A 25,842-nucleotide genomic window follows, 5' to 3' on the forward strand; every position below is an offset into this window, starting at 1 on the left:
GCACTCCGCTCCGCTCGCAATGACGGCGTTGGAAGTTTTGTTGGGTCAAGTATCCGGTGGCTGAGGCTCTCGAAGGTACCTGGCATTGGTCCACTGGTTCCCTTTGCAATTACCAGTGCATTTTCGTCATGCTGAAAGCATCTCTGCAAGATTCTTCCGGAATCCATGCACCACCAACTCCCCAAAACTATTTAGCAAATAGCAATCTTAAAAGCACCGCTTCAAATTTTCATTAACTTTAAGCCTCAAACTCAACCTCAACCTTACCCTATGAAATACACAGAACCCATGCTGCGCGAAGGCGCCCTGAAAGATAAAGTCGCGATCGTAACCGGTGGCGGCAGCGGTCTGGGAAAAGCCATGACCAAATACTTCCTGGAACTCGGTGCGAAAGTGGTTATCACATCCCGTAATCTGGAGAAACTTCAGGCCACCGCTAAAGAACTCGAAGACCAGACGGGCGGAAAAGTGCTTTGTGTACAGTGCGACGTAAGGAACTGGGACGAAGTGGAAGCCATGAAAGATTCCGCAATAAAGGAATTCGGACAGATTGATATTTTGCTGAACAATGCTGCCGGCAACTTTATTTCGCCTACGGAAAGGCTTACGCATTCGGCCTTTGATTCCATCCTTGATATTGTGCTGAAGGGCACTAAGAATTGTACGCTCTCCATCGGTAAATATTGGATAGACAATAAAATTCCGGGAACCGTGTTGAACATCGTCACTACTTACTCGTGGACGGGCTCTGCTTACGTAGTTCCGTCGGCGTGTGCAAAAGCCGGCGTACTGGCGATGACCAGAAGTCTGGCGGTGGAGTGGGCGAAGTACAATATCCGTTTCAACGCCATCGCACCGGGACCTTTCCCGACCAAAGGCGCCTGGGACAGACTTCTGCCGGGAGATCTTCAGGAGAAATTCGACATGCGGAAAAAAGTGCCGCTGCGCCGCGTGGGCGAACATCAGGAGTTGGCCAACCTGGCGGCATACCTTGTTTCGGATTATTCTGCCTACATGAACGGCGAAGTAGTGACAATCGATGGTGGTGAATGGCTTCAGGGCGCCGGCGAATTCAATATGCTGGAAGAAATTCCGCAGGAAATGTGGGATATGCTGGAGGCGATGATCAAGGCGAAGAAATCGCAATAAATCAATTTAAACTCAGATGTTTCGTCTGGGTTTTTTTATTTTTAAATTTAAATTTTCAAAGTCAGTCTTATGTGTTATTATGTTGATTCTTCACTTACTAAAAAAGATATCAGGCGCATCTACAATATTGGTACGGAGGGTGCGGATTATACACCGACGGCCTTCATGAGCGGTTTTTCCCATGAAAAACTGCCGGTGATTCTGGATGAAACGCCGCAGGAGCTGAGTGCTGCCCATTGGGGTTTTATTCCTTTTTGGGCTAAAGATGAAGAGATCCGCCGGCAAACTTTGAATGCAAGGATTGAAACCATCAAAGAAAAACCCACCTTCCGTAAAAGCTATGACAGCCGGTGCCTGGTGCTGGTAAAGGGTTTTTATGAATGGAAATGGCTCGATACCAAAGGGCGCGAAAAGCACAAGCATTATTTGACCCTGAAAAACCAGGAGATTTTTTCGCTCGCCGGAATCTACAGCCACTGGACAAATCCCGAAACGGAGGAAGAACTGACCACATTTTCGGTAGTGACAACGCAGGCAAATGAACTGATGGCCGAAATTCACAACATCAAACACCGGATGCCCGTGGTGCTTTACAAAGCCACAGAAAATGACTGGCTGCGCGGTGCCGAAATTGAAGAATTCGCCTATCCCAATCACGAGTGTGATTTGCAGGCCATGGATCTGGATTACCGGCCGACGCTTTTTGACTGAGTTTTAGAATCGTTTCCTGATTTAATGATGTCTTGCCGGCGTATGCTTAATATAATCTGAAAGCACTTTCATCTGGTCGCGGTGGCCTTTTTCGACAAGTTTTTGGTATTTCGCAGGATCGTTCAGGTCATAGAAACGCTGCACGGTTTTGTTCACTTTAATGATCAGCTGCGGGAATATGGCAGCTGTGCGAACCTTTGGAATCTGAAGCCGCTCATTTATTTCCGTATCCAAAAGGAACCAGTTCATGCTCTGATGAAGTTTTAATAATAGTCTCCGCTGAAACATAAAACGGTTGATTGTGTTGACCAGGTTTTCATCGAGCAAAGCCTGCGCAAGCTGCACCGAATCTTCATCGCCCTTATCCTGCACGCTGCTCCACAGATAGAGTTGTTCTACGGCCTGCTGACGGTTTTCGGGCAGATATTCGGGCGGTATACCCAGCAGATAACCGATGTATTTCCACAAATGAAATACACCCTTTTCTTCCTCCGGCGAGATCTCGATGCCCAGTTTTCTTAAACCCTGCATCAGCACCAGGCTGAAGCCGGTGTAGGTGGCGATCATATCCCAGAAATTGATGGGTTCGCCCCATTTTTCTACGTCCCAACTTTCCCTTTTCTTGTTGATCTGCAGGCGCGCGTATGAATGCATGAGGCGTGTCCGCGCCGTGAGCTGGTAGGCTTCGGAATTTAACTGCAGTCCGTTTTCACGCGTTACGTGGATCCAGAATTCGAGTGTGTCTTTTAATCTTTTTACTGCGCCTTTTTTCAGGATGCCGGTGAAGATAAGCGGTTTGTTGAGGTAGGCATAATCGTATCCGCCCATCAAAGAGAAATCGCGCAGGATAATGAGCGAATTCACGCCGCTGCGCATACAGAAGCGCGCGCCTGTGTTCGCAAGTTCCTGATTAAACCATTCGGGGATTTCCTGCATTTGGAGAAACAGATTTTTCACGCCGGGCGGCAAATCTGAATCCTTATCGACCGGCTGTTTTGTGGCTGTTTCAATGATGCGCGACGCCTCGGGATAGGGCATGGAGAGGTAAGTTTCCTTTACGGCGGCATCTCCAGGTTCATCCACAAGATAGTAGAGGTGCGAAAATCGGTCAAACTTGCGGATGTCGGGCGACAGTTCAGCCCAATCGAGTAATTCTTTGCCGTTACCCGATTCCCAAAAATTCCTGAAGTGCGGTGAATTGTAAAATATTGGCTTTGCCTGCATGGGTTTCGTACACCAAAATTTGCGCCTTTTTGCAGTGCAGAAGCAAAAGGGACCACATTTAGGCCCGACAAGAATACTTCTGCAGAAGATGCTATTTTCAGCATCTAAACCTATTTGGCTATTTCACGATGAGACGCTGCAAGCAGCCGCACCGCTTCTTCCATTTCCGGGAGGTTGAGATGCGCAAAACCCAGTCTCAAACCCGTAACCTTTCGGTTCTGGTAAAGACAGGTCATCGGAAGAAACAGGCCGATTTCCTGCGCTTTCTTATGCAAATTGATCAGCGAAACCGGTTTTTTAAACTGGATCCAAAAGGCCAAACCTGAGACAGGAATTGTAAATTCGATATGTTCTTTAAAGTACTCCCTGAGTAATTCTGCAAATACTTCTTTGCGCTCGGCGAGTACCTTGTTGGATTTTCGTTGATACCGATGAATATCGCCCTGATGAATTAATTCGCCCAACGCTTTTTCCATCATGGCGTCGGGTTTGCCAAAGATATTCAGGTATTTCGCACTTTCATTTAATAGATCTTTGGGACCGATCAGGAAACTGATTTGGAAGCCAGGATGCAGAAACCGCCCAAAGGTGCCCAGGTAGAGCACGCGCTTCCCACCATTTTTCCGTAAAAGGGTTTGTTTTTTATTTCTCAAGCCCGAAAATTCAAAATCGGTGTCGTCTTCTATTATAATGAAATCATATTCTTCAGCTAAAAGTAACAACTGGATTTTCCGCTCTTCAGAAAGTGTCACCGTGGTCGGATATTGACATTTGGAATTGATATAAACCATCCGGATGTCTCCTGGCTTAAATTTATTCCTGATGTAATCGACATTCATTCCCTCTTCATCTAGCGGAATGGTTTTCAAATGAGCACCTGCCTGACTGTAGATCATGTTGGGTAAAAAATAACTGAGTTCTTCCACCAGAACAATATCACCTTTATTGATCAGCAATCGCGACAAGATTGAGTGTATTTGTTCAGGCCCAGAAGCGGGCAAAAAAAAATCGCGTGATAAGTGAAAACCTCTCGTAACGTTCAGATAAAAACTGAGTTGATCTCTGAAAAACGAGCTGCCACGTGTATTGTTATGGGCGCTGGCCGACTGTTTTTTTCTATGAAGAACCGAGGTGTAAAAACGTGCAAGTTCTTCAGCTTTAATAATTCTATAATCCGGGGTTCCATCCGTAAAATAAAGTTTCTCCTGAGTTCTTTCTAAAGGCGTATCTAAAATAAATTCTTTTCTGAAACGAAATGGGGCTTTTTCAGGAGGATGCCGGAAAGCGTGGGAGCCTTTGATCTGTTTTGAGGAGATTTCCGGATTTCTCACGAAGGTACCAATATTAGGAACAATTTCCAGCCAACCCTGATCCTGTAGTTCTGCGAATGCGGCCACAATAGTTTTCCGGTGGACGTGGAGGTTTTCAGAGATTATTCTGCTGCCGGGAAGCAGATCCCCATCTTCCAGGATATTGCTTTTCACAGCATTAATGAACTGATAAACAATCTGAAGATAAACCGCTTCTTTTTTATTGCGATCTAATTTAACAAAAGAATGAAAAGGAATGCTTACCGGACTACGCACTATTTATATTTCGGACTACCAAAAATAATGTTTTTAATGGAATCTTTGCAGCCCGATAACAAATAATACCGTTTTAGAATACCAGTTATGAAAAAAGCAATACTCAGTTTTGGACTTCTTTCCACCATATCAATTTTCGGTCAACAAACCAGTTATGATACCGATTCGCAGATGAAGAGTACTGAGGTAGATGAAGTACTGATTCAGGGCAACCGGCTTCAAACTCCTTTCAGTGAGGCCACGCGAGATATTCAGGTCATCAGTCAGAAACAGATTGAAGCGCTTCCTGCAAAATCAATTAATGAAGTTTTGTCGTATATCAGTGGTGTGGATATCCGCCAACGCGGTCCTTTTGGGACACAGTCTGATATTTCAATTGATGGTGGAACATCCGAACAAACTATAGTTCTCATCAATGGCGTGAAAATGATCGATGCGCAATCTGCTCACAATATGATGAATCTTCCCATCCCATTAAGTGCTATCGATCATATTGAGGTTATCCGTGGTGCAGCCGCCAGAATTTATGGAATCAATGCATTGACCGGTGCAGTAAATATTGTAACAAAAAAAGGAAAGCGATCATCTGTAACTGCCGATCTGCAGGCAGGCAGCTCTTTTCAGTCGAAGGACGAAGGAGATGGCTCCGGAATTTATGCAGGAAATGCTGCGGAGGCGACGGGAATCTTTGGAACAGAACAGCAAAGTCAGCTTTTTTCCTTTGCTCATAGTGATTACAATGGGCAGCGGTACAATTCGGCAGGTAAAATTACCCGTGTTTTTTATAACGGAAACTATGCCTTTAATAAAAACAACAGCATTCAGGCTATGGCAGGTCACGTACATAATCACTTTGGTGCGAATGGTTTTTACGCTGCTCCGGGAGATGTCGATTCTGAAGAAGTTACGGAAACTTCCGTTTTTAGTCTCTCGTCCAGACATACTTTTGGCAATTTTACCCTTTCCCCGAGGATTAGCGACCGTTACGGGGAAGATGACTACCGCTATTTCAGGGATAATTTGAGTAAAGGCCGTTCCGTTCATTATACCAATACATTAATGCTGGAACTCAACAGCAGTTTGAAAACAGGAATCGGAACTTTCGGGTTTGGGGTGGAATCCCGTTTGGAAAAAATCAGCAGCTCAAATATTGGAGAACACGAGCGTGATAATCACGGAATGTATGCCGAACTGAAAACAGGTTTCGGAGAACGAATACATGGGACGGCGGGCATTTACGGCAATTACAATACGGATTTTGGGTATCAGGTATATCCCGGAATAGATGTAGCGTATCTTTTAAATGATTATTGGAAAATTTCGGCGAATATTGGTTCTGGGCAGCGCATTCCGTCTTTCACAGATCTTTATCTAAACCAAAGACCCGGGAATGTTGGAAATGAATTACTTCAGCCCGAAAGTGCCTGGAATTATGAGGGAAATGTTCAGTTTAATAAAGGCAATGTTCAGTTTAAGACCGGATATTTCTATAGAAATATTAAAGAATTTATCGACTGGGTGAGAGAAAATCCTTCAAAGCCTTACGCTCCTGAAAATTTAGGACAAACAAAAATGCAGGGTGTTTATGCACGGCTGCGGCAGGATTTCAAAGTTGCCTATAAGCAATCCTTCGGCTATGATGTAAGTTATAATTACCTAAAGCCTTCCTTTGAAAGTACTACTGAAAAACAGTCCAAATATACCTTAGAATCTTTGAAACATCAGTTGGTGGCGGGAATTCATTATTCCATTAATGATTTTTCGGTGCAACTTAAAAACCGTTTATTAAACCGCGAGCTTGGGGATTCTTACAACGTTGCCGATGTTCATTTAAATTATAAAGTGCAGAATATTTTGCTTTATACCGAAGTAAGCAATCTTTTTAATGCCAAATATTTGGAAGCCGGTGCGGTGCCAATGCCTACCCGATGGTTTTCTTTGGGCGTAAAACTTCAATGGTATCAGGACTAAATTATTTTAAATCTAAAAAAAAAGATTTTCGCAGATCTTTTATCTTTTTTTAGAACACTTCATCGTCATAAACACTAACGCAAGTATAGAAGCTTTTAAAACAAAAAAAACAAAAACTTAACAATGTAGCTACGGGGTTTAACAGATCCATAATATTCCTGTTCCGAATGACACCAATTCTGGCTTAGTTCAAATTTTGGAACTGATTCCTTGCTCCGAACTCATTACGTACGTATTACCTATATAAACAAAAAACGCCCTGAAAATCAGAGCGTTTAATCAAAATTTTGTAGACCCACAGGGATTCGAACCCCAACTGATGGTACCAAAAACCAGAGTGCTACCGTTACACCATGGGTCTGTTTTCATTTTGGTGGTGCAAATCTAAAAAATATTTTCATTCGATGCAAAAATTTTCCCACAAAAAATTTATTTAATCTTTTTGCCGCGTTTTTTTGTGGCTCTTTCTGTCTGAAATTTCGTATTTTTGATAAAATATTATTTTAAAATGAGCAGTACTGACGATAAGAAAAAAGCACTCGCGCTGGTGCTTGATAAATTAGATAAAACCTACGGTAAAGGGACCGTGATGACGCTTGGCGACGCTTCTGTGGATGATACCATTGAGGTGATTCCTTCAGGATCGCTGGGTCTCGATTTAGCTTTAGGCGTAGGCGGGTATCCGCGCGGAAGAGTTATCGAAATCTACGGACCGGAATCTTCGGGTAAGACGACTTTAACGCTGCACGCGATCGCGGAAGCGCAGAAAACCGGCGGTATTGCCGCTTTCATCGATGCTGAGCATGCGTTTGACAGACATTATGCAGCGAAACTCGGGATTAATCTGGATGACCTGATTATTTCGCAGCCGGATAACGGTGAGCAGGCGCTTGAAATTGCGGATAACCTGATCCGTTCCGGCGCGATCGACATCGTGGTAATAGACTCGGTTGCTGCTTTGACGCCAAAAGCGGAGATCGAAGGTGAAATGGGTGATTCCAAAATGGGACTTCACGCCAGGCTGATGTCGCAGGCTTTAAGAAAACTGACAGGAACTATTTCAAAGACAAAATGTACGGTGATATTTATCAACCAACTTCGTGAAAAGATCGGGGTGATGTTTGGGAATCCGGAAACTACCACTGGTGGTAACGCGCTTAAATTCTATGCTTCGGTAAGAATCGACATCCGTAAAGCCAGCGCGCCGATTAAAACCGGCGATGAAGCTGTGGGAAGCCGCGTGAAGGTGAAAATCGTGAAGAACAAAGTTGCACCTCCGTTCAAAATGGCTGAATTTGACATTATGTACGGTGAAGGTGTTTCAAAAGTGGGCGAAATTCTCGACATGGCTGTGGAAACAGGTGTGGTGAAGAAAAGCGGCTCATGGTTCAGCTATGATGAGACGAAACTTGGGCAGGGTCGTGACGGCGTTCGCGATATGCTGAAAGACAATCCTGAACTTGCGGAAGAGCTTGAACTGAAGATCAGAGAAGTTATTAAAAATAAATAATCCGGTTTTTTTTAAATACATAAAGACAGTTTCAGGCTGTCTTTTTTTGTGCTTAATGCCAAAATGTCCAACTTATCCGGCTGGTACCCAATTTGAAAAACACCAGCCATAAAATTTAAACCATTATGACTAAAGGAAATATCAATGTTTCAGTGGAGAATATCTTCCCACTGATTAAAAAGTTTCTCTACAGCGACCACGAAATTTTCCTGCGGGAACTGATTTCGAATGCTACAGATGCTACTTTGAAACTGAAACACCTCACAAACATCGGTGAAGCTAATGTTGATTACGGAACGCCTCAGATCGAAGTTAAGATCGACAAAGAAGGCAAGAAGTTTCACATTATCGATCAGGGAATCGGGATGACCGGTGAAGAAGTGGAAAAATACATCAATCAGGTTGCATTTTCCGGTGCTGAAGAATTTCTGGAGAAATACAAAGACAGCGCGAAAGACGCGGGAATCATCGGCCACTTCGGACTTGGGTTCTATTCCGCGTTTATGGTGGCTGAAAAGGTGGAGATCATCACCAAATCTTACAAAGATGAGCCGGCAGTACGCTGGATCTGCGACGGCAGCCCCGAATATTCAATCGAAGAAACTACCGATAAGTCTGACCGCGGAACCGAAATCATTCTTCATATCGCCGAAGATTCTACCGAATTTCTGGAAGAATCAAGAATTCGCGAATTACTGATGAAGTATAACAGGTTTATGCCTGTACCGATTAAATTCGGCACCAAAACTGAAACTTTGCCTTTGCCGGAAGATGCTGCTGAAGATGCAAAAGCTGAAACCCAGGAAGTTGACAATATCATCAATAATCCAACACCGGCGTGGACAAAAGCACCATCGCAACTGAAGGATGAAGATTACAATAATTTCTACCGCGAACTGTATCCGATGCAGTTCGAGGATCCGCTTTTCCACATTCACCTCAATGTAGATTATCCGTTCAACCTGACAGGAATTTTGTTCTTCCCGAAATTGGGTAATAATCTGAACATCGAAAAGGATAAAATCCAGCTGTACCAAAACCAGGTATTTGTGACCGATGAGGTGAAAGGAATTGTACCGGATTTCCTTATGCTTTTAAGAGGTGTGATCGATTCTCCGGATATTCCGCTGAACGTTTCGCGTTCTTATCTTCAGGCTGACGGCGCGGTGAAGAAAATTTCATCCTACATCACCAAAAAAGTAGGGGATAAGATGGCTTCGCTGATCAATGAAAACCGTGAGGATTTCGAGAAAAAGTGGAATGACATCAAAATCGTGATTGAATACGGAATGATTTCCGAAGATAAATTCTACGATAAATCCGACAAGTTTGCGCTTTATCCGAATGTTGACGGCAAGTATTTCCTTTGGAGTGAGCTGGAGGAAAAAATTAAAGCCAACCAAACAGACAAAGACGGCAACCTCGTAATCCTTTACGCCAGCAACGAGCACGATCAGCACAGCTATGTGCAGGCCGCGAAAGACAAAGGGTATGAAGTACTGCTTCTGGATTCACCGATCGTGCCGCATCTGATTCAAAAGCTTGAAGGTTCGAAAGAAAAAATTCAGTTTGCGCGAGTGGATGCCGATCACATCAATAATCTGATCAAAAAAGATGAGCCCGTAATCTCAAAACTGAATGAAGAGGAAAAGGAAACTTTAAAGAAAACCGTTGAAGAAGGCATTTCAGATTCAAAATTCACGGTTCAGCTTGAAGATCTAGACAGCAGCGATGCGCCGTTCATCATCACTCAGCCCGAATTTATGCGCCGTATGAAGGATATGCAGGCCACGGGCGGCGGCGGAATGTTCGCGATGGGCGGTTTCCCGGAGATGTATAACCTCGTGGTGAATACCAACAGTGAGCTGGCCGGAAAAATCCTTACCACGGAGAACGCAGAAGAGAAAACTTCCCAAATTAAGCATGCGCTGGATTTGGCGAAGCTTTCGCAAAACCTTTTGAAAGGGAAGGAGTTGACTGATTTTATCCAGAGAAGTTATCAGGATCTGGCGAAATAGAATTTTATTTACACAAGCTAATAGCTTTCAAATAAAACCGGTGGAATTTTTCTGCCGGTTTTTTTACGACAATTTTTGATTATAATTCTTCGATGGGATTCCAGAAGATGTTTTTATAATCAACAATTCGTCCGTCCACAACTTCAATTCCTTCACGGTATAGTTTAATTGTAAAAGCTTGCAGACAACTGGCGGTAATTCGTCCCGACGAATTGCAAACGCGGTGCGCGGGAAAGTCATCACCGTAATTCCTGAGTACATTGCCCACATGCCTTGAATGATTGGGATAGCCGACCGCTTTTGCGATCGCGCCATAAAAAGTGACGCGTCCGGGCGGGATCAGCCGGATCACCTCAAAAACCTGCTTACGGAACAATTCATCCATCCTTCAAAATTAAGATTTTATAAATCCTTATCTTTGCACAAAGCAAAAATTATGAACAAACCGATTACAGAATTTATCGAAAAATATTACCTGCATTTTAACTCGGCGGCTTTGGTAGACGCTTCTAAAGGTTATGTGGCGCACCTGAAAGACGGTGGTAAAATGATGATCACGCTGGCCGGCGCTATGTCTACGGCGGAAATCGGTAAGATCTTAGCCGAAATGATCCGTCAGGATAAGGTGGATATCATTTCATGTACCGGAGCAAACCTTGAAGAAGATTTAATGAATTTGGTTGCGCATTCACATTACGAAAGAGTGCCGCATTACCGCGACCTTACCGCACAGGATGAATGGAATTTGCTTGAAAGAGGCCTAAATCGTGTGACAGACACGTGTATCCCGGAAGAGGAAGCGTTCCGCAGACTGCAGAAACATATCGTGGAAATCTGGAAAGACGCGGAAGCCAAGGGCGAAAGATATTTCCCACACGAATATATGTACAAAATGCTACTTTCAGGCGTTCTGGAACAATACTACGAAATCCCGAAAGAGAACTCTTGGATGTTGGCCGCGGCGGAGAAAAACCTGCCGATCGTGGTGCCGGGCTGGGAAGATTCTACGATGGGAAATATTTTCTCAAGCTACTGCATCAAAGGAGAACTTAAGGCTTCAACGATGAAGTCGGGTATCGAGTATATGATGTATCTGGCTGACTGGTATCCGAAAAATTCGGGTGGAAAAGGCGTTGGTTTCTTCCAGGTCGGTGGCGGTATTGCGGGAGATTTCCCAATCTGCGTGGTTCCGATGCTGTACCAGGATATGGAAATGACCGATATTCCTTTCTGGAGCTATTTCTGCCAGATTTCAGATTCTACCACGTCTTACGGATCTTATTCCGGTGCCGTTCCGAACGAAAAAATCACTTGGGGAAAACTCGACATCAACACACCGAAGTTTATCGTTGAAAGTGATGCAACCATCTGCGCACCGTTGATGTTCTCTTATATCCTGGAAAATTCTTAAGTGCTTAAACTTATAAAAACTAAAAGTACAACCGGTTTGGTTGTACTTTTTTTGTTTAGTTATGGAAAAACAATCGAGCTTAGTTCTGCGACCAGGGCTCAACTTTCAGAATTTCTATTTTTCGTTCACCATCCGCGAAAGGCCACTCAATCACATCACCTACTTTATAGCCTAGTGTCGCCAACGCGATGTCAGAAAGGATAGAGTGCTTGTTCTTTTTAGGCTTGGCCTGTTTTACACCCACAAAAATGTATTCTTTCTCCTGGTTTTCGGTGTGGTCTTTTATTGTCACTTTCGTGTCTACGGTCACCACATCTTCCGGAAGTTCGCGGCGGCGAACCTGTACTGCATTCCGCAACTCGGCGGTCAGCCTTTCCTCTTCAGCTGCTGTTACCTGTTTTCTGCGTAAGTGATCTTTGATTGCGTCGTAAATTCCTGTAGTTAAAATTATCTGTTCTGTCATTTCTTTTGATTTTTGTTTGAAGATTTGCAGTGCATTCAAATCCAGACCCGCCGCGCGTGGGGGAGTCAAGTTTTGTAGTTACTGCTTTGAAAAAATTTAGTTAAAAAATGGAGTTTCCCCGTCGCTCATTCGGACAGGGTTCAGGAGATAAAGTCTTTGGAACTTTTTAGGAACGAATCGGTGTGTAGATAAAGCAATGATTGCAATAGCCTCGCTGCACGATTCGTATCGGATGTAAAGGTTAGTGTTGTCATTGTATTATTCTTGTCTGAGTACAAACATACTGAATAAAGTACTATAAAACAAGTATTTAGCAATCATTAACAAATCCGTTCAAAAGCGGAACTTCCGCTGCTCTTTCTTTTCGGAGATCTGCTTTTTCGCCTTGATTCGTTTTTCAATCTGTCTTTTTGAAGGTTTTGTTGCTTTTCGCGGCTTCTGTCTCACCAGCGACCTGTTTACGAGTTCCAATAGCTTTTGAACCGCAATTTTTTTGTTCTGTAGCTGAGTCCGCGATTCCGAAACGGTGAGTTGCAACACACCCTCAGCGTTAATCCGGTTGCGGAGTTTATCTTTAATTAATTCAATATCTTCAGTACTGAACATTTTAGTCTCGGATACCGGCCACATCACCGTCACCGAAGTTTCCACTTTGTTTACGTTCTGCCCGCCCGCGCCACTGCTGCGTGAGGTTTTGAACGATAATTCCCTGGTGAAATCTTTCATTTTTATTAATATTTTGATTTTGAAAGATCTTGCTGAAGCGTTAACCGGTCGATTTTACCGTTGGGCAGCCGGGGGAATTTATCAACAAAGATAATGTCGCGCGGTTTTTGGTTTTTTGAATATGTCCTTTCGATTTGGTTTAAAACGCCATCGATTAGCACGGAATCTACATTGACCTGTGGGCCTTCGATTGCCATCACCAGTTTTTGTCCGAGTTTTTGGTCTGGAAGTCCCAAAAACAAGACGTCATTATTTATTGTCTTCTTAACCAATGACTCTAAGATTTCAGGCTGAATCTTCAGTCCGCCGGAATTGATGACGTTGTCTATACGTCCCAGGAATTTGAAACTGGAATCTGTTGTCAGTTCAACTAAATCGTTAGTATTTAGAATTTCAGGATTGAGCTTGGGTGCGTAGATTCGGAGACAACCGCGATTATCGAGTGAAAGGTCCACACCTTCAAATATTTTAAAGTGCGTTTCCGTATTAGGGTAAATTTCCTTGAGTGCAATGTGCGAAAGCGTTTCAGACATTCCGTACGTTTCATAAATCCGCACCTTCGCGCCTGAAGCATGAAATGCTTTGTGGATATTTTGCTTTAAAGTTTCCGAAACCTGGGCTCCGCCGATGATCATAGTTTTGATGAGGTGGAGTTTGTCCAAGCTGTTCTCGACCTGCAGCGGCGACATCGCACAGAAATCTACGGGTTCAGAAAAGTTTGCGAGCGGATTTGACGTAGGATTTGTAACCCAAAGTTTTAGTTTACGTATTGCTGCGCGTACCAGCATCATTTTTCCTGAAATATATTCAACCGGCAGGCAAAGCAGTGCGGAATCACCCGGGTTCAGCCCCAGAAAATCGCAGGTCATTGCGGCGGAAGCACGCATACGTTTTTTTTCGATGTCAAATATTTTCGGTACACCTGTGGAACCAGATGTCTGAACCGGCACGGTTTCGCCTTCGGAAAACCAATCATGCAGAAAATCTGAAACCTTAATTTCAAATGGTGTTTCAGGTCGTAGGAATGGCTTTTCCGGATATTGGGTGAAATCGAGGAGCATCTTTTTGCAATTTGTGTGGGAAATATACGGGGTCCCGCGTGAGGGCGGAGGCGGAAATCCTTTGTTGGCCGCCGCCAGGCGGCTAACGAAGATTGGGAGCCGGAGACCGGCCCTCCTGTTAACGGCGGGGCGGATGCCGCGCCGTTAACAAAGGGACACGCCCAAATTTTACATTCGGTCCACGGTACCTATACCGAGCAATTTAAGGCCTTTGTTGATGATTTTGGCGGTTAAGTCTGAGAGTTCGAGCCTGAACTGGCGCGTATTTTCATCATCCTGATTTAGGATAGGGTTGTTCTGATAAAAGGAATTGTAAGATTTCACCAAATCATACACATAATTGGCCACCACCGCCGGCGAAAGTGTGTCTGCAGCCTTCGTAACGGTGTCTTTGAATGTGGCGATGTTCATGATGAGCTCTTTTTCAGTCTGAGTCATCCCATAGGACGAGATTTTTCGTTCCTGATAGTTTGCCTTGGTAAGCAGCGACTGGATCCGGGCGTACGTGTACTGGATGAACGGGCCGGTGTTGCCGTTGAACTCCACGCTTTCTTTGGGATTAAACAGCATTTTTTTGCGCGGATCCACTTTCAGCATAAAATATTTCAGTGCACCAATGCCTACCGTTTCGTAGGATTTTTCTTTGTCGTCGGCTGAAAGTGCATCGAGTTTTCCGAGCTCTTCAGCTTTTTCCTTCGCGGTTTCATACATTTCCTGCATTAGGTCATCGGCATCCACCACGGTGCCTTCACGGGATTTCATCTTGCCCTCCGGAAGTTCTACCATGCCGTAAGAAAGGTGGTATAGATTGTCTGCCCAGCTATAGCCGAGTTTTTTGAGAATTTTGAAGAGGACGTCAAAGTGGTAGTCCTGCTCATTGCCCACAGTATAAATTAGTTTTTGGATGTCATTATCTTTGAATCGCTGCACGGCAGTGCCCAGATCCTGGGTCATGTACACAGAAGTTCCGTCGGAACGCAGCAATAGTTTTTCGTCAAGGCCTTCATCTCGCAGGTCGCACCACACGGAGCCGTCATCTTTTCGGTAGAGTACACCGCTCAACAGGCCTTGCTGGATGATGTCTTTCCCTAAAATATAGGTTTCGCTTTCATACTGAACCTGATCGAAATCAACACCCAGTCTGCTGTAAGTTTGCCCAAAACCATCGTATACCCAGTTGTTCATGGTTTGCCAGCATTCGCGTACAGCAGGGTCGTTTTTCTCCCAGTTAAGAAGCATTTTCTGGGCTTCAAGGATGATTGGAGCCTGTTTTTTGGCTTCGTCTTCGGTTTTTCCCTGAGCAACCAGTTCTGCTATTTCCTTTTTGTAAACTTTATCGAATTCTACATAATAGTTGCCGACAAGTTTGTCCCCTTTCAGCGAGAGTGATTCTGGAGTAGAGCCGTTCCCGAATTTTTCCCATGCAAGCATTGATTTGCAGATATGGATCCCGCGGTCGTTGACGATCTGCGTCTTAATCACATTATATCCGTCTGCTTTCAGAATCTCCCCAACGGAATATCCGAGGAGATTGTTCCGGATATGGCCAAGGTGCAAAGGTTTGTTGGTATTTGGGGAGGAGTACTCAATCATTACGGTTTGCTGCTTATCCGACGTTTGATCGAGGTTTTCTTTGGCAGAATAAAAATTGTTCAGAAAGAAGCTGTTCTTGATCTTGAGATTAAGAAAACCATTGACCACATTGAAGCTTTCTACAAAATCTGATTGCGTGGAGAGTGCATCGCCGAGCTCTGTTGCCACATGATCCGGCGTTTTCTTTACGATTTTGACAAGCGGGAAGGTGACTACGCTGAAATCTCCTTCGAAGCCGCTCCTGTTTTGCTGCACCTCGAGTTTGAGATTATGTTTATGGTTAAGATCATCGATCTGAAAGACATTTTGGATGACTTCACCGATTTTATTTTCAATAATATTTTTAATATTCATAGTCGCATATTTTCTCAAAACAAATATACGGAAATAAAAAAACCACCCGCGAGGGTGGTTTGAGATATAAACTAAGTTATTCACATTAGTTCTTATCCCAGATCAGCTTAGTAGACATCTTATCACCTCCACTACCGAGGGCGGTGGATGCACTAGCATAATTTTCCGCGTTCAAGGTTTTAATAATAGTTGGGTAATAAAGTCGAGCAGGTATATCTGTTAAGCCCGTTACAAGTGGCGTAAACGTGTAAGTGGTTGCTCCGGTATCTGGATCTGGTACCAGTAGTGGTGCAGTTTCGCCAGGTAATAACAGAATACTTGTATCTGGATAACCAGTTCTTCTATACTCTGCCCATGCTTCATAAGGTTGCATAAATAATGCAACATATTTTTGGGTTAAAACACTTGCTGCAGTTGCAGGTGGCAGTGCTGCAACAAAGGCATTCGCAGAGGTTTCACTTACACCCCATTTTGTCATTGAAGCTTTAACACCTTTTTCATAATTTGATTGACTCCAACCGTTTGCCTCACTAAGCAGGAATTCTACTTCTGAGTATTCCATAAATAACTCGGTGTAGTCTTGTCTATACACATATTTACTGAAAAAGTTATTTCCTACCTCAGCCTGCGCAGCTTGAAAGTCTTCCGGTAATCCATAAGGCATACCCACATATTTTGTTAAGTCTGTTGATTCTACATATGTTCCGTTAAGAATTGTAGCTTTGGACGTGCCCTGTGGCGTTGCGTACTTAAATAATCTTGGATCTAGGCCAAATGTACCTGTATCACCTTTCAGTAAATCGATGAATGTTTTAGAAACAGAGAAATCGGATCTAGTTCTAAAATCGTTATACATTGGGGAAGGGTTCGTTAGATTATTTTCATACTTAACGCCTACATTGTCTGCGTTTGATGTCATGACACCTTGAGCGATCGCATCGGTGATATGAGCTTCAGCTCCAGGAACTGCACCTTTTACTCTAGTTGCAACCCGTAGCCTTAGTGAATTAGCAAACCTTTTCAGCTTGCCAGCATCACCTTGAAATAAAACATCTGCTGGAGCGAAAACAGGTTGGGAAGATTCAATCATTTCCGAAGCTTCTTTTAACTCCTTAAGAATGTCGCCGTAAACTTTTACTTGAGAAGCAAATTTTGGTTTAAGGTATTCATTTACATTTAATGCCTGGAAGTCTGGATCATCGTTACCATAGGAATAGTAAGGTATATCCCCAAATGAGTCGGCTAAGTTTAGAAATACATAAGACAGCATAACTCTCGAAGCAGCTATCTGATTAGCATTAGAGCCGTATGCACTTGCTGCAGCCGCCGTTTCCGGATCACTGTTCATGTCAATTACTTTTTTATAATTTGATGCTGCAGTGTAAAGTTGCGTCCAGAGGGCATCGCCACTAGTCAATCTGTACGCATACTTATCTTCATCGTTATAAGCTGTTTGTGCCGAGTATTGCATCCACGGTAGTGTTACACGCGCAGACTCAAACGAGTTTCTTGTTCCATCAGCAACAACTCTGTTTGCATAGTTAAATACACCATAGGTCAGAGGTGATTCTGGATTGTTCGGATTTTCATTTATTTCATTAAAATCCTGCCGACAACTTACCATGGCACTAGATGTAAATAGTGCAGCTGATAGAATCAGTGCTATTTTTTTTATATTTTTCATTTTATATTAAAATTTAAAGTTAACATTAACTCCATATTGTCTCGTTGAAGGTAGTGAACCTCCCTCAAGTCCTTGGATGTTTCCTGAACCGTAAGATGTATTTTCCGGGTCCATACCTTTCCATGCAAGATTCCATGCGAGTAGATTTCTACCAAATGCTGAAATTCGGATTCCGTCAAGAAAGCCTGCAACAAGCGATTTTGGCAAGTCATAGCTTAAAGTTACATCTCGCAATTTAATGTAATCTGCATCAAAAACATTAAGGGCATCAACTCCCCCGTAATGCATTCCACCAAATTCATTGGCAGTAATTCTAATGTTGTTTGGGTTACCATTCTCAAGAACACCATCCAATACTACACCAGCTTCTCTATTTCCGCCAAATCCAGTTTCTTCCAACATCCCACTATACATTCCCCACATATGGGTAGTAGAGAAGTACTTGCCGCCTTTCTGCATGTCAAACAGGAAAGATAAGCTCAGATCTTTGTATTTTAACGAGTTTCGAAGACCCATGTTATAATCAGGTAGTGTAGATCCTAAATTTTTAATTGCAGTAGGAACATACAAGCCGTCTTCACCAATTATCTTATTACCATTACTATCATATGTAAAGTCTGTACCGTAAATAGCACCATATGATTCTCCCTCAACTGCTAATAATCTAGCTTGGAAAGGAGCGTTCGTAAGTTGATATGTGGAAACTCCTTCATATAATTTTACGATCTTGTTTTCATTTTGAGCGAAATTCCAGTTTAGTGTCCATGAGAAATTCTCGTTCTTAACTGGTGTTACATACACCATCGCCTCAATACCCTTATTAGTAATCTCACCGGCATTAATCAAATTATTACGGAAACCAGTTGCCGGGTCAACACTTAAAGGAAGAATTGCATCGGTAATTTTAACGTCATAGTAAGTAACATCAAAACCTAAGCGATTTCTTAAGAAGTTCATTTCTAAACCGATCTCTTTTGTTTCCTTTAGCTCAGCTTTTAGGTCAGGATTGTTGTTTTGGGTGAACAATCCATATCGAGGAATATTATTGAAATTGGTGAATTGAACAGAATAATTTGCAAGTTGGTAAGGATCCGTGTCGCTGGCAACACTAGCCCATCCAGCGCGAAGTTTACCGAAAGACAACCAGTTAGCATCTAATAAATTGGAGAACACAAAGCTACCCGTGATACTAGGATAAAATTTATCCTCTTTTGTGGTAGAGAACCAGTCATTTCTACCCGTAGCTTCAATAAACACCGTTTCTTTGAATCCTACTGATACCGAACCAAAAACACTGTTCACTCTCTTTTCGTAAGTAGAGTTTGTTGCTAAAGGATCATTGATACTGTTTTTCAGATTATAAAAATTAGGAATTACTAATCCTCCTCTTGTTGCTCCGTTTAAGTCACTTCGTTTCACATTTCGTCGGTTGGCTCCAACAAAAGTTTGTAAAGACCATGAATCTGATATTTCCGGATTCCAGTGCAATCTACCTTCATAGTTAAACTCGGTAAAGTTTCTTTTAAATACGGAGAATCCAGATACTGCTTGTGATCCAATTGCTACCCTGTTGTCGTTATCCTGGCTATAGATGTCGGCGTACACCTTACCGCTAGCATATAAGTTTGGCAGAATGTCATAAGTGAGGCCCGCGAAACCATAAAATCGGTTTCTTCTGTCATTACTGACATTTTCATTGATAGTCCAATATGGGTTATCAGAATAATAAGGCTCACCATTGTCCCAAGCAGTTCTATTCCAGCTACGTTGCATACCGTTTGACAATTTATAATCTTTCATTTTACTGAAATCAAGCTGCCTTTGGCCCCACTGATAAAATTTTTGTGCTACAGAATTATCGCCATATCCTTGTTCTGGCCTATTAAAACCATGTGTTTGAACAAAATTTAATCCTGATTCTACGTTTAGTTTCTCGCTCAGTTCACTATTTGCATTAATGCCGAAATTATGGCGGTCAATTCTACTGGTCGGTACGATACCTGTGATAGCGGTGTTTGTGTATGAAAGGCGGATATTACTCTTGTCGAATGATTTTGAAACAGCGAGGTTGTTTGTTAACGTTATACCTGTGTCAAAAAATGAATCCACATCGTTTTGGGGTGCCACCCAAGCCACTTCCTTCAAATAATCATTTGGAAACTCTTCTTGGTCAAAAGCATACCAAGGTAGATACATTAAATTAGGGTTATACCTTGGACCCCAAGACTCATCCATTCTGTATTCATTCAAATTATAAGTTCGCCCGTTAATAACCTGTGTGGGTAATGTCAGAGAAGAACCACCACCGTAATAATTCTGCAATTTCGGACGGATATAAATGTTTTCGAATGAAATTCCAGTACTGTACTCTACCGATGCTTTTCCTCTCTTAGCTTGTTTAGTGGTATAAATAATCACACCATTCGAAGCTCGCGACCCATACAGTGCGGCAGCGGGGCCACCTTTTAGGACAGTAACAGATTCAACGTCGTCCGGGTTTATATCAAAAGATGCGTCACCATAATCTCTTCCTCCTGCACCGCGCTGAGTGTTTGTGTCATTTACATTACTATTGTCCAGCGGAACTCCGTCCACAATAATTAACGGTCTGTTTTCTCCAATAATGGAGCTAACGCCGCGCATAACAATTCGAGTAGAACCACCCATCGATGAAGGGGCTGTAACTTGCACTCCAGCCACATTGCCAGATAATGCGCTTAAGGCATTGCTTTGACCCGCATCGGACAAGGTCTCTCCAGCAACTTGTTGAGCGGCATACCCAATGGATTTCTTCTCTCTTTTAATACCCAAGGCAGTTACTACAACTCCTTCGATGTCCTGCGTTCTGGCGGTGTCAACCTGTGCATTCAGCAAAGCGAATGACGAGGTTAGCACTACTGCTAAAACGCTTGTTGTTAGTTTCTTCATATCAAATTAAATTTTTCATTGTAACAAATGTGCAAAACTTTCATAAATTGAACAAACGTTTTGTTAAAAAATTCTTAATAACTTTGCATAATTAAATATATCGTAAAAAATCGATAATTCACCATCCTGTTTTTATGGACTTACTAATAAAATGGTCAGAAAATTATCTTGAAGCAGGGTGCGACGAGGTAGGGCGCGGTTGTCTGTGTGGTCCCGTAGTAGCCGCAGCGGTTATTTTGGACGAAAAATTTGTGCAAAATCTGGTAGATGATTCCAAAAAATTAAGTGCAAAAACCCGAAACTACCTCGACAGCTACATAAAAGATAACGTGAAAGAGTACGCAATTGCCGAACTGCCACCCTCGCACATCGATGAACACAACATTCTCAACGCAAGTATCCATGCGATGCACCGCGCGCTGGATCAGCTCCAAACCAGACCTGAACTCATTCTGGTTGACGGAAACCGTTTTCATCCCTACAATTTCATTCCGCATCAGTGCATTATCAAAGGCGATGCATCGGTACTGTCGATTGCCTGTGCGTCTGTGATTGCAAAAAATTATCGGGACGAACTGATGATTAAACTGCACGACGAATTTCCCGACTATGGATGGAAAACGAATATGGGCTATGCCACGCGTGAACACCGCGATGCACTGAACCGTTTGGGCCCGACGATACATCACCGCCGTTCTTTCCGGTTAGATTATAGCTATACAATAGCGGAAGAATTGGAGGACGCAGGCTGATATTCAATAAAATAGAAAAAACCGGAATTGACTTCCGGTTTTTCTTATATATAATAAGGAGTACTTATTTTTTCTTTCCAGCCTGCTGTTGCTGAAGTTTTTGCTGCTCCTGTGCCTTTTCCATCATCTCACGCATTCTTTTCTGGAACTTGCCTTCTTTCTTAGGCTCTTTCTGTTTGTTGGCCTGAATGGTCGCGTGTATTTTCTTCTCATCCAAAATCCAGTATTTGATGACGAGGATGATCAGAATGTTAATCGCATTCGACACAAAATAGTACCATGACAGACCAGATGCTGAAGTATTCAGGAAGAACAGGAAAGTAATCGGGAAGATATACATCAGCACTTTCATGTTCGGCATTCCTTCCTGCTGTGGCTGCTGAATGTTGCCCGAAGTCATCACCGTATAAATAAGGATTACCACCGTACACGCGATCGCGAAAATACTCAGGTGTTCTCCCAGGAAAGGGATGTTAAACGGAAGTTTGATCACATCATCATACGCCGTAAGGTCTTTGGCAAACCAGAAACTTTTGCCCCGAAGGTCAATCATATTCGGGAAGAAGCGGAAGAGAGCGTAGAAGATCGGAATCTGCAGAAGCGCCGGCAGACAGCCCGCCATTTGGTTCACACCGGCTTTCCGATAAACCGACATCACTTCCTGCTGTTTTTTCATAGGATCTGCGTCTTTGTATTTCGCGTTCACCTCATCAATCTCCGGACGAATCACACGCATCATTGCACTTAGTTTATGCTGCTTGAACATCACCGGCGACAGAATGATTTTCACGATGATCGTCATTAAGAAGATCACCCAGCCTGCGGCAAGTCCCCAACTCGAAATCAGGTTATACATCGGGATGAAGAACCAGCGGTTCATGCTGCCGATAAATGACCAGCCAAGTGGTAGCAGTTCGTCGAAATTCTTGTCGTAAGATTTAAGCAATGGCAAATCGAGCGGCATGAAATACCATTTGAAATTTTGGTTCAGTTCGCTGCCAGCCAAATCTACCTGCCCGTCAAAATTGAATTTCTTCAGGAATTCGCCTTCATCGATCATTTCCTGTTCTCCTTTAGAGTTCTTGAAGCCGTTTTGCGGTTCAATTACTGCTGCAAAGAACTGTTGTTTTATACCCAGCCAGTTCAGCGTTTCGTCCGGCTCGTCCATAGATGTGCGGCCATCATAGTCGAAGCTGCTGTAGTTATCAAAAGTATAATTGAATTCTGTATGGGTTTGCTCCTGTGCACGGCCTTTTTCCATTTCACGGGCGTTGAAATCCCAGACGAAATTCGCTTTTTGATCAGAAACCAATTGGCTCAGACCTTGTGTTTTAACATTGAAATCTACGGTATATTTATCCATCAAGGTATAGATAAACTGGATTACGGCACCATTTACATTGGCCTGCATCGTTACCGTGTTACCGTTTTGCGTGGGCGTGAAAACTAAATCCTTCGTGTTGAAAGTTTTTCCGGTCTTATCCTTAAACTGAAATCCGTACGTAGAATTGTTTTTGTCGAAGAGTAAAAGCTCTTTGTCGTTCGTGTCTGTCTTACGGTTGTACGCTTTATATTCATTAAGCTGAACGGTAGATATCTGGCCACCAAGTGTAGAAACTGCGAGTGTAAGTTCCTTATTTTTAAGCTGAACCTGCTGAATGGAAGTGGTTTTTACGCTGTCATTCAGATTGGTAACAATTGCCGGTTTCGTGGCGTTCTGGGCTGCAACTTTCGCGTTAGCCGTCTTGTTCTGAGCATCGATTGCCATCTGTTCCTGGGCCTGTTTGTTTTGAAAATAAAACATGGCACCTATCAATATCAGGGAAAAAAGTGCGAAACTGATCAGCTGATTTTTATCTAAACCGTTATTTTGCTGCATTTTGTATAAATAATTTTATGTTGCTGGCTACGCCGTAATTTTAGCGCATATACCTGCTATTTTGGGCTGACAAAAATACTCATTTTTTTATAATGGTGAATTTTTACCTTCCCGGCTAAATCTATGTCTTTGTTTTTTACTAAGGGCGTCGGTTTTGCGATGCGGCTTTGATCAACGCCTCAAAAAGCGGATGCGGCGTGGCCACCGTGCTTTTGTATTCGGGATGGTACTGCACGCCGATGTAAAACGGATGGTCTTTAAGTTCGAGCGTCTCTACCAAGCCGGTTTCAGGATTAAGACCTGAAGGCAGAAGGCCGTTGCGTTCGAATTCTTCCTTATATTCAGAATTGAATTCATAACGGTGACGGTGCCGTTCAGAGATATTCCGCGAGCCATAGATTTCCATCAAGGCTGTGTTTGGTTTCAGTGCGCACTTCCAGGCACCCAAACGCATTGTGCCACCTTTGTGAACCACGTTCTTCTGCTCTTCCATCAGGGAAATCACAGGTTCCGGCGTGCCGGTGTCGAATTCTACGGAATTAGCTTTTTTGTAACCAAGGACATTTCTCGCGAACTCAATCGTCATGATCTGCATTCCAAGACAAATCCCCAAAAGCGGTATTTTATTTTCACGCGCATACTTTGCCGCCGTGATCTTTCCTTCGATACCGCGGTCGCCAAAGCCCGGCGCAATCAACATGCCGTCGAGCCCGGCAAACGTTTCTTCCGCATTTTCTTCGGTAAGCTCGCCACTGTAGATCCACCGGATCCGCACTTCGGTTTCAAGGTCAGCACCCGCGTGAATAAAGGCTTCCGCGATTGACTTATAAGAATCCTGCAGGGAGACGTATTTTCCGACAAGACCGATCTCTACGGACTTTTTTGGATTTCGGTAACGCTTCAAAAAGTTTTTCCAGTCTTTTAAATCAGCTTCTTTGTCATTGTTAAGGTCGAGTTCCTTTAATACCACATCATCAAAATCCTGTTTCTGCAAGTAGATCGGAACTTCATAGATGGTTTCGAGGTCTTTACACTCAATCACGTTTTCAAGCGCGACATTACAGAACTGCGCAAGTTTTGCGCGCTGCTCTTTCGGGATTTTATGTTCGGTCCGGCAAACCAAAACATCGGCCTGAATACCGCTTTCCATGAGCTGACGGACAGAATGTTGCGAAGGTTTAGTCTTGAGTTCACCGCTAGCAGCCAAATATGGCAACAGTGTAAGGTGAATCACCATCGAATTGTTTTCACCAAGCTCCCATTTCAGTTGTCGGACAGATTCTATGTACGGCAAAGATTCTATATCGCCTACAGTACCACCGATTTCGGTGATGATGATGTCGTAGTTTTGTTTTGCTAAAATTTTTATCCTGCGCTTGATCTCGTTTGTGATGTGTGGGATCACCTGCACGGTTTTGCCCAGAAAATCACCTTTCCGCTCCTTTTCTATGACGGTTTGGTAGATTTTTCCTGTCGTAACATTATTGTTTTGGGATGTGGCCGAATCCAGGAAACGCTCATAATGTCCTAAATCGAGATCGGTTTCAGCGCCGTCTTCAGTTACGTAGCATTCACCGTGTTCGTAGGGATTTAAGGTGCCGGGATCGATGTTGATGTAGGGGTCAAGCTTCTGTATGGTAACATTGAAGCCGCGGGATTTCAGCAAAAGCCCCAGCGACGCGGAGACAATTCCTTTTCCTAAAGATGAAGTAACACCGCCGGTAACGAAGATGTATTTCGTGTTCTTTTTGCTCATTACAATAGGTTTGTGCAAAGTTAGGCGAATTTGCATGACGCGGCAAATTAAACTGTCCCGCGATTTTTTAATCTTTATTCGGGTATGAATGAAGGTTATCGCCGAGGGCAAGATTTTTGATAAGGGAAGAATTCAGAAAAAATTACTCGCGCAATGATGGAGTCATCAGAGTGAATTCTAAAAATATTTTAAAAAATCTTACCACAACAATGAAAAAAATGAACAGTCAGGTTTGGGCACTGGTGATTTTTTCGCTTGTATTCGCGGTTGTGTATAAATTCTCGTTGTGGTACGCGGCTAGTCTGGGCAATGTTTCTTCGTTTGTTTTCAGTTTCGAGAAAGATATTCCGTTTATCCCTTGGACAATCATCCCGTATCTTTCCAGCGGTGCCTTTTTTTGCATTGTTTTTTTACAGATCCGTTCCAGAGAAGCGCTCAGGCTATTCCTGAAACGGGTTGTGGCAATGACGCTTCTGGCCGGAATCTTCTTTATATTTCTGCCTTTACAGTATTCTTACGCCAAGCCTGAAGTTAAAAATCCCGTTTTTGGAGCATTATTTTGGTTACTCGAAGGTTTTGATGACCGCTATAACCAATCACCGTCACTGCACGTGGCGTTTGCATTCGCATTCTGGACGGTATTTCGGGAACTTAAAAATAAATGGCGCACCGTAGCCGCCATTTGGCTTGTGATGGTTGCACTCTCTACACTGACAACTTTCCAGCATCATTTGATTGATATTTTCACAGGCAGTATTCTCGCGCATTTTGTATTTGTACTGTTCCCGTCACAAAACAGGCAAGTGGGTTTTCGGAATTTGCATGTGGCCAATTGCTATTTCTTAATTGGCTGGGCTACGGTGTTTACGGCTTTTCTTTTAGCGGAATTCTACGCTTTTTACTGGATTCATCTCTGTTGGCTGGGTGTGGCCATCTTTGTCCTGGGTTATCTGTATCAAACGAACCGGGTTGGATATCTTCGCCTGGCACAAATTAAAATAAGAACCTCCAACAACCGCTAATGGAGGGGAAAATGTCTGAACTTCTAGCCGGGATCGCAGCGGCA

Annotated in this window: 19 protein-coding genes and 1 tRNA gene; 8 read left to right on the forward strand and 12 right to left on the reverse strand. The window is 43.3% G+C overall.

What is annotated here, in order from left to right; genetic code table 11:
- Positions 1-270 precede the first annotated feature (270 nt).
- Both QEP06_RS08235 and QEP06_RS08240 read left to right on the forward strand, forming a co-directional pair.
- Positions 271-1,149 carry an SDR family oxidoreductase gene (locus tag QEP06_RS08235; RefSeq protein WP_285269837.1) on the forward strand — a complete coding sequence of 293 codons (879 nt, stop codon included), beginning with the start codon at positions 271-273 and terminating at the stop codon, positions 1,147-1,149.
- A 69-nt stretch (positions 1,150-1,218) separates the two neighbouring features.
- Positions 1,219-1,860 carry an SOS response-associated peptidase gene (locus tag QEP06_RS08240; RefSeq protein WP_285269838.1) on the forward strand — a complete coding sequence of 214 codons (642 nt, stop codon included), beginning with the start codon at positions 1,219-1,221 and terminating at the stop codon, positions 1,858-1,860.
- Between the two features lie 21 nt (positions 1,861-1,881).
- Here the strand turns inward: QEP06_RS08240 and QEP06_RS08245 are convergent, their stop codons facing one another.
- Positions 1,882-3,084 (reverse strand): oxygenase MpaB family protein, encoded by a 1,203-nt coding sequence (locus QEP06_RS08245; RefSeq protein ID WP_285269839.1) that lies wholly within the window; start codon positions 3,082-3,084, stop codon positions 1,882-1,884.
- A gap of 110 nt (positions 3,085-3,194) precedes the next feature.
- Positions 3,195-4,670 (reverse strand): aminotransferase-like domain-containing protein, encoded by a 1,476-nt coding sequence (locus QEP06_RS08250; RefSeq protein ID WP_285269840.1) that lies wholly within the window; start codon positions 4,668-4,670, stop codon positions 3,195-3,197.
- A gap of 87 nt (positions 4,671-4,757) precedes the next feature.
- On the opposite strand from QEP06_RS08250, the gene QEP06_RS08255 reads away from it, so the two are divergent.
- Positions 4,758-6,641, forward strand: coding sequence for a TonB-dependent receptor plug domain-containing protein (locus QEP06_RS08255; protein ID WP_285269841.1), 1,884 nt, complete (start codon positions 4,758-4,760; stop codon positions 6,639-6,641).
- 290 nt (positions 6,642-6,931) lie between these two features.
- Here QEP06_RS08255 and QEP06_RS08260 read toward each other — a convergent pair.
- Positions 6,932-7,002, reverse strand: a tRNA-Gln gene (locus tag QEP06_RS08260).
- Positions 7,003-7,149: 147 nt separating this feature from the next.
- Between QEP06_RS08260 and recA the strand changes: the two genes are divergently transcribed.
- Together recA and htpG are read left to right on the forward strand one after the other, a co-directional pair.
- Positions 7,150-8,151, forward strand: coding sequence for a recombinase RecA (gene recA, locus QEP06_RS08265; RefSeq protein ID WP_285269842.1), 1,002 nt, complete (start codon positions 7,150-7,152; stop codon positions 8,149-8,151).
- Positions 8,152-8,276: 125 nt separating this feature from the next.
- Positions 8,277-10,169: a molecular chaperone HtpG gene (htpG, locus tag QEP06_RS08270; protein ID WP_285269843.1), complete on the forward strand. Its 1,893-nt coding sequence runs from the start codon at positions 8,277-8,279 to the stop codon at positions 10,167-10,169.
- Between the two features lie 79 nt (positions 10,170-10,248).
- Here htpG and QEP06_RS08275 read toward each other — a convergent pair whose 3' ends face one another.
- Entirely contained in the window at positions 10,249-10,554 is a 306-nt protein-coding gene (locus tag QEP06_RS08275) for an MGMT family protein (protein ID WP_285269844.1), read from the reverse strand.
- A 51-nt stretch (positions 10,555-10,605) separates the two neighbouring features.
- Between QEP06_RS08275 and QEP06_RS08280 the strand changes: the two genes are divergently transcribed.
- Positions 10,606-11,580: a deoxyhypusine synthase family protein gene (locus QEP06_RS08280; RefSeq protein WP_251832325.1), complete on the forward strand. Its 975-nt coding sequence runs from the start codon at positions 10,606-10,608 to the stop codon at positions 11,578-11,580.
- A gap of 79 nt (positions 11,581-11,659) precedes the next feature.
- Here the strand turns inward: QEP06_RS08280 and QEP06_RS08285 are convergent, their stop codons facing one another.
- The 6 genes from QEP06_RS08285 to QEP06_RS08310 all read right to left on the reverse strand — a co-directional run bounded on the left by QEP06_RS08285 (position 11,660) and on the right by QEP06_RS08310 (position 20,389).
- A complete protein-coding gene (locus QEP06_RS08285; protein ID WP_285269845.1) occupies positions 11,660-12,043 on the reverse strand; it encodes a GreA/GreB family elongation factor in 384 nt (127 codons plus the stop codon).
- A 333-nt stretch (positions 12,044-12,376) separates the two neighbouring features.
- Positions 12,377-12,769, reverse strand: a complete 393-nt coding sequence (gene arfB / locus QEP06_RS08290; RefSeq protein WP_285269846.1) for an alternative ribosome rescue aminoacyl-tRNA hydrolase ArfB — start codon at positions 12,767-12,769, stop codon at positions 12,377-12,379.
- A gap of 5 nt (positions 12,770-12,774) precedes the next feature.
- On the reverse strand, positions 12,775-13,830 hold the full coding sequence (locus QEP06_RS08295; RefSeq protein ID WP_285269847.1) for an AMP-binding protein: 1,056 nt from the start codon (positions 13,828-13,830) through the stop codon (positions 12,775-12,777).
- 168 nt (positions 13,831-13,998) lie between these two features.
- On the reverse strand, positions 13,999-15,777 hold the full coding sequence (gene argS, locus QEP06_RS08300) for an arginine--tRNA ligase (RefSeq protein WP_285269848.1): 1,779 nt from the start codon (positions 15,775-15,777) through the stop codon (positions 13,999-14,001).
- Positions 15,778-15,862: 85 nt separating this feature from the next.
- Positions 15,863-17,461: a SusD/RagB family nutrient-binding outer membrane lipoprotein gene (locus QEP06_RS08305; protein WP_285269849.1), complete on the reverse strand. Its 1,599-nt coding sequence runs from the start codon at positions 17,459-17,461 to the stop codon at positions 15,863-15,865.
- Positions 17,462-17,467: 6 nt separating this feature from the next.
- Positions 17,468-20,389 (reverse strand): SusC/RagA family TonB-linked outer membrane protein, encoded by a 2,922-nt coding sequence (locus QEP06_RS08310; RefSeq protein WP_285269850.1) that lies wholly within the window; start codon positions 20,387-20,389, stop codon positions 17,468-17,470.
- 134 nt (positions 20,390-20,523) lie between these two features.
- Here QEP06_RS08310 and QEP06_RS08315 point away from each other — a divergent pair, with 134 nt between their 5' ends.
- A complete protein-coding gene (locus QEP06_RS08315; RefSeq protein ID WP_251832318.1) occupies positions 20,524-21,141 on the forward strand; it encodes a ribonuclease HII in 618 nt (205 codons plus the stop codon).
- A 64-nt stretch (positions 21,142-21,205) separates the two neighbouring features.
- Here QEP06_RS08315 and yidC read toward each other — a convergent pair whose 3' ends face one another.
- Both yidC and QEP06_RS08325 read right to left on the reverse strand, forming a co-directional pair.
- Positions 21,206-23,020, reverse strand: a complete 1,815-nt coding sequence (gene yidC / locus QEP06_RS08320; RefSeq protein WP_285269851.1) for a membrane protein insertase YidC — start codon at positions 23,018-23,020, stop codon at positions 21,206-21,208.
- A 139-nt stretch (positions 23,021-23,159) separates the two neighbouring features.
- The gene (locus QEP06_RS08325; protein WP_285269852.1) at positions 23,160-24,776 is read right to left on the reverse strand and encodes a CTP synthase; all 1,617 of its coding nucleotides are present in this window, start codon (positions 24,774-24,776) and stop codon (positions 23,160-23,162) included.
- A gap of 209 nt (positions 24,777-24,985) precedes the next feature.
- Here QEP06_RS08325 and QEP06_RS08330 point away from each other — a divergent pair, with 209 nt between their 5' ends.
- Complete coding sequence (locus tag QEP06_RS08330; protein WP_285269853.1) at positions 24,986-25,798, forward strand: phosphatase PAP2 family protein; 813 nt, start codon at positions 24,986-24,988, stop codon at positions 25,796-25,798.
- Positions 25,799-25,842 lie beyond the last annotated feature (44 nt).

The organism is Kaistella rhinocerotis (assembly GCF_030243905.1).
GTDB classification, from domain to species: domain Bacteria; phylum Bacteroidota; class Bacteroidia; order Flavobacteriales; family Weeksellaceae; genus Kaistella; species Kaistella rhinocerotis.

Coding starts and splice junctions, on each gene's coding strand:
- argS (WP_285269848.1), bottom strand. CDS start 15,777: ATGAATATTAAAAATATTATTGAAAATAAAATCGGTGAAGTCATCCAA.
- QEP06_RS08255 (WP_285269841.1), top strand. CDS start 4,758: ATGAAAAAAGCAATACTCAGTTTTGGACTTCTTTCCACCATATCAATT.
- yidC (WP_285269851.1), bottom strand. CDS start 23,020: ATGCAGCAAAATAACGGTTTAGATAAAAATCAGCTGATCAGTTTCGCA.
- QEP06_RS08285 (WP_285269845.1), bottom strand. CDS start 12,043: ATGACAGAACAGATAATTTTAACTACAGGAATTTACGACGCAATCAAA.
- QEP06_RS08315 (WP_251832318.1), top strand. CDS start 20,524: ATGGACTTACTAATAAAATGGTCAGAAAATTATCTTGAAGCAGGGTGC.
- QEP06_RS08280 (WP_251832325.1), top strand. CDS start 10,606: ATGAACAAACCGATTACAGAATTTATCGAAAAATATTACCTGCATTTT.
- QEP06_RS08305 (WP_285269849.1), bottom strand. CDS start 17,461: ATGAAAAATATAAAAAAAATAGCACTGATTCTATCAGCTGCACTATTT.
- QEP06_RS08240 (WP_285269838.1), top strand. CDS start 1,219: ATGTGTTATTATGTTGATTCTTCACTTACTAAAAAAGATATCAGGCGC.
- arfB (WP_285269846.1), bottom strand. CDS start 12,769: ATGAAAGATTTCACCAGGGAATTATCGTTCAAAACCTCACGCAGCAGT.
- QEP06_RS08330 (WP_285269853.1), top strand. CDS start 24,986: ATGAAAAAAATGAACAGTCAGGTTTGGGCACTGGTGATTTTTTCGCTT.
- QEP06_RS08325 (WP_285269852.1), bottom strand. CDS start 24,776: ATGAGCAAAAAGAACACGAAATACATCTTCGTTACCGGCGGTGTTACT.
- QEP06_RS08295 (WP_285269847.1), bottom strand. CDS start 13,830: ATGCTCCTCGATTTCACCCAATATCCGGAAAAGCCATTCCTACGACCT.
- QEP06_RS08245 (WP_285269839.1), bottom strand. CDS start 3,084: ATGCAGGCAAAGCCAATATTTTACAATTCACCGCACTTCAGGAATTTT.
- QEP06_RS08275 (WP_285269844.1), bottom strand. CDS start 10,554: ATGGATGAATTGTTCCGTAAGCAGGTTTTTGAGGTGATCCGGCTGATC.
- recA (WP_285269842.1), top strand. CDS start 7,150: ATGAGCAGTACTGACGATAAGAAAAAAGCACTCGCGCTGGTGCTTGAT.
- htpG (WP_285269843.1), top strand. CDS start 8,277: ATGACTAAAGGAAATATCAATGTTTCAGTGGAGAATATCTTCCCACTG.
- QEP06_RS08235 (WP_285269837.1), top strand. CDS start 271: ATGAAATACACAGAACCCATGCTGCGCGAAGGCGCCCTGAAAGATAAA.
- QEP06_RS08310 (WP_285269850.1), bottom strand. CDS start 20,389: ATGAAGAAACTAACAACAAGCGTTTTAGCAGTAGTGCTAACCTCGTCA.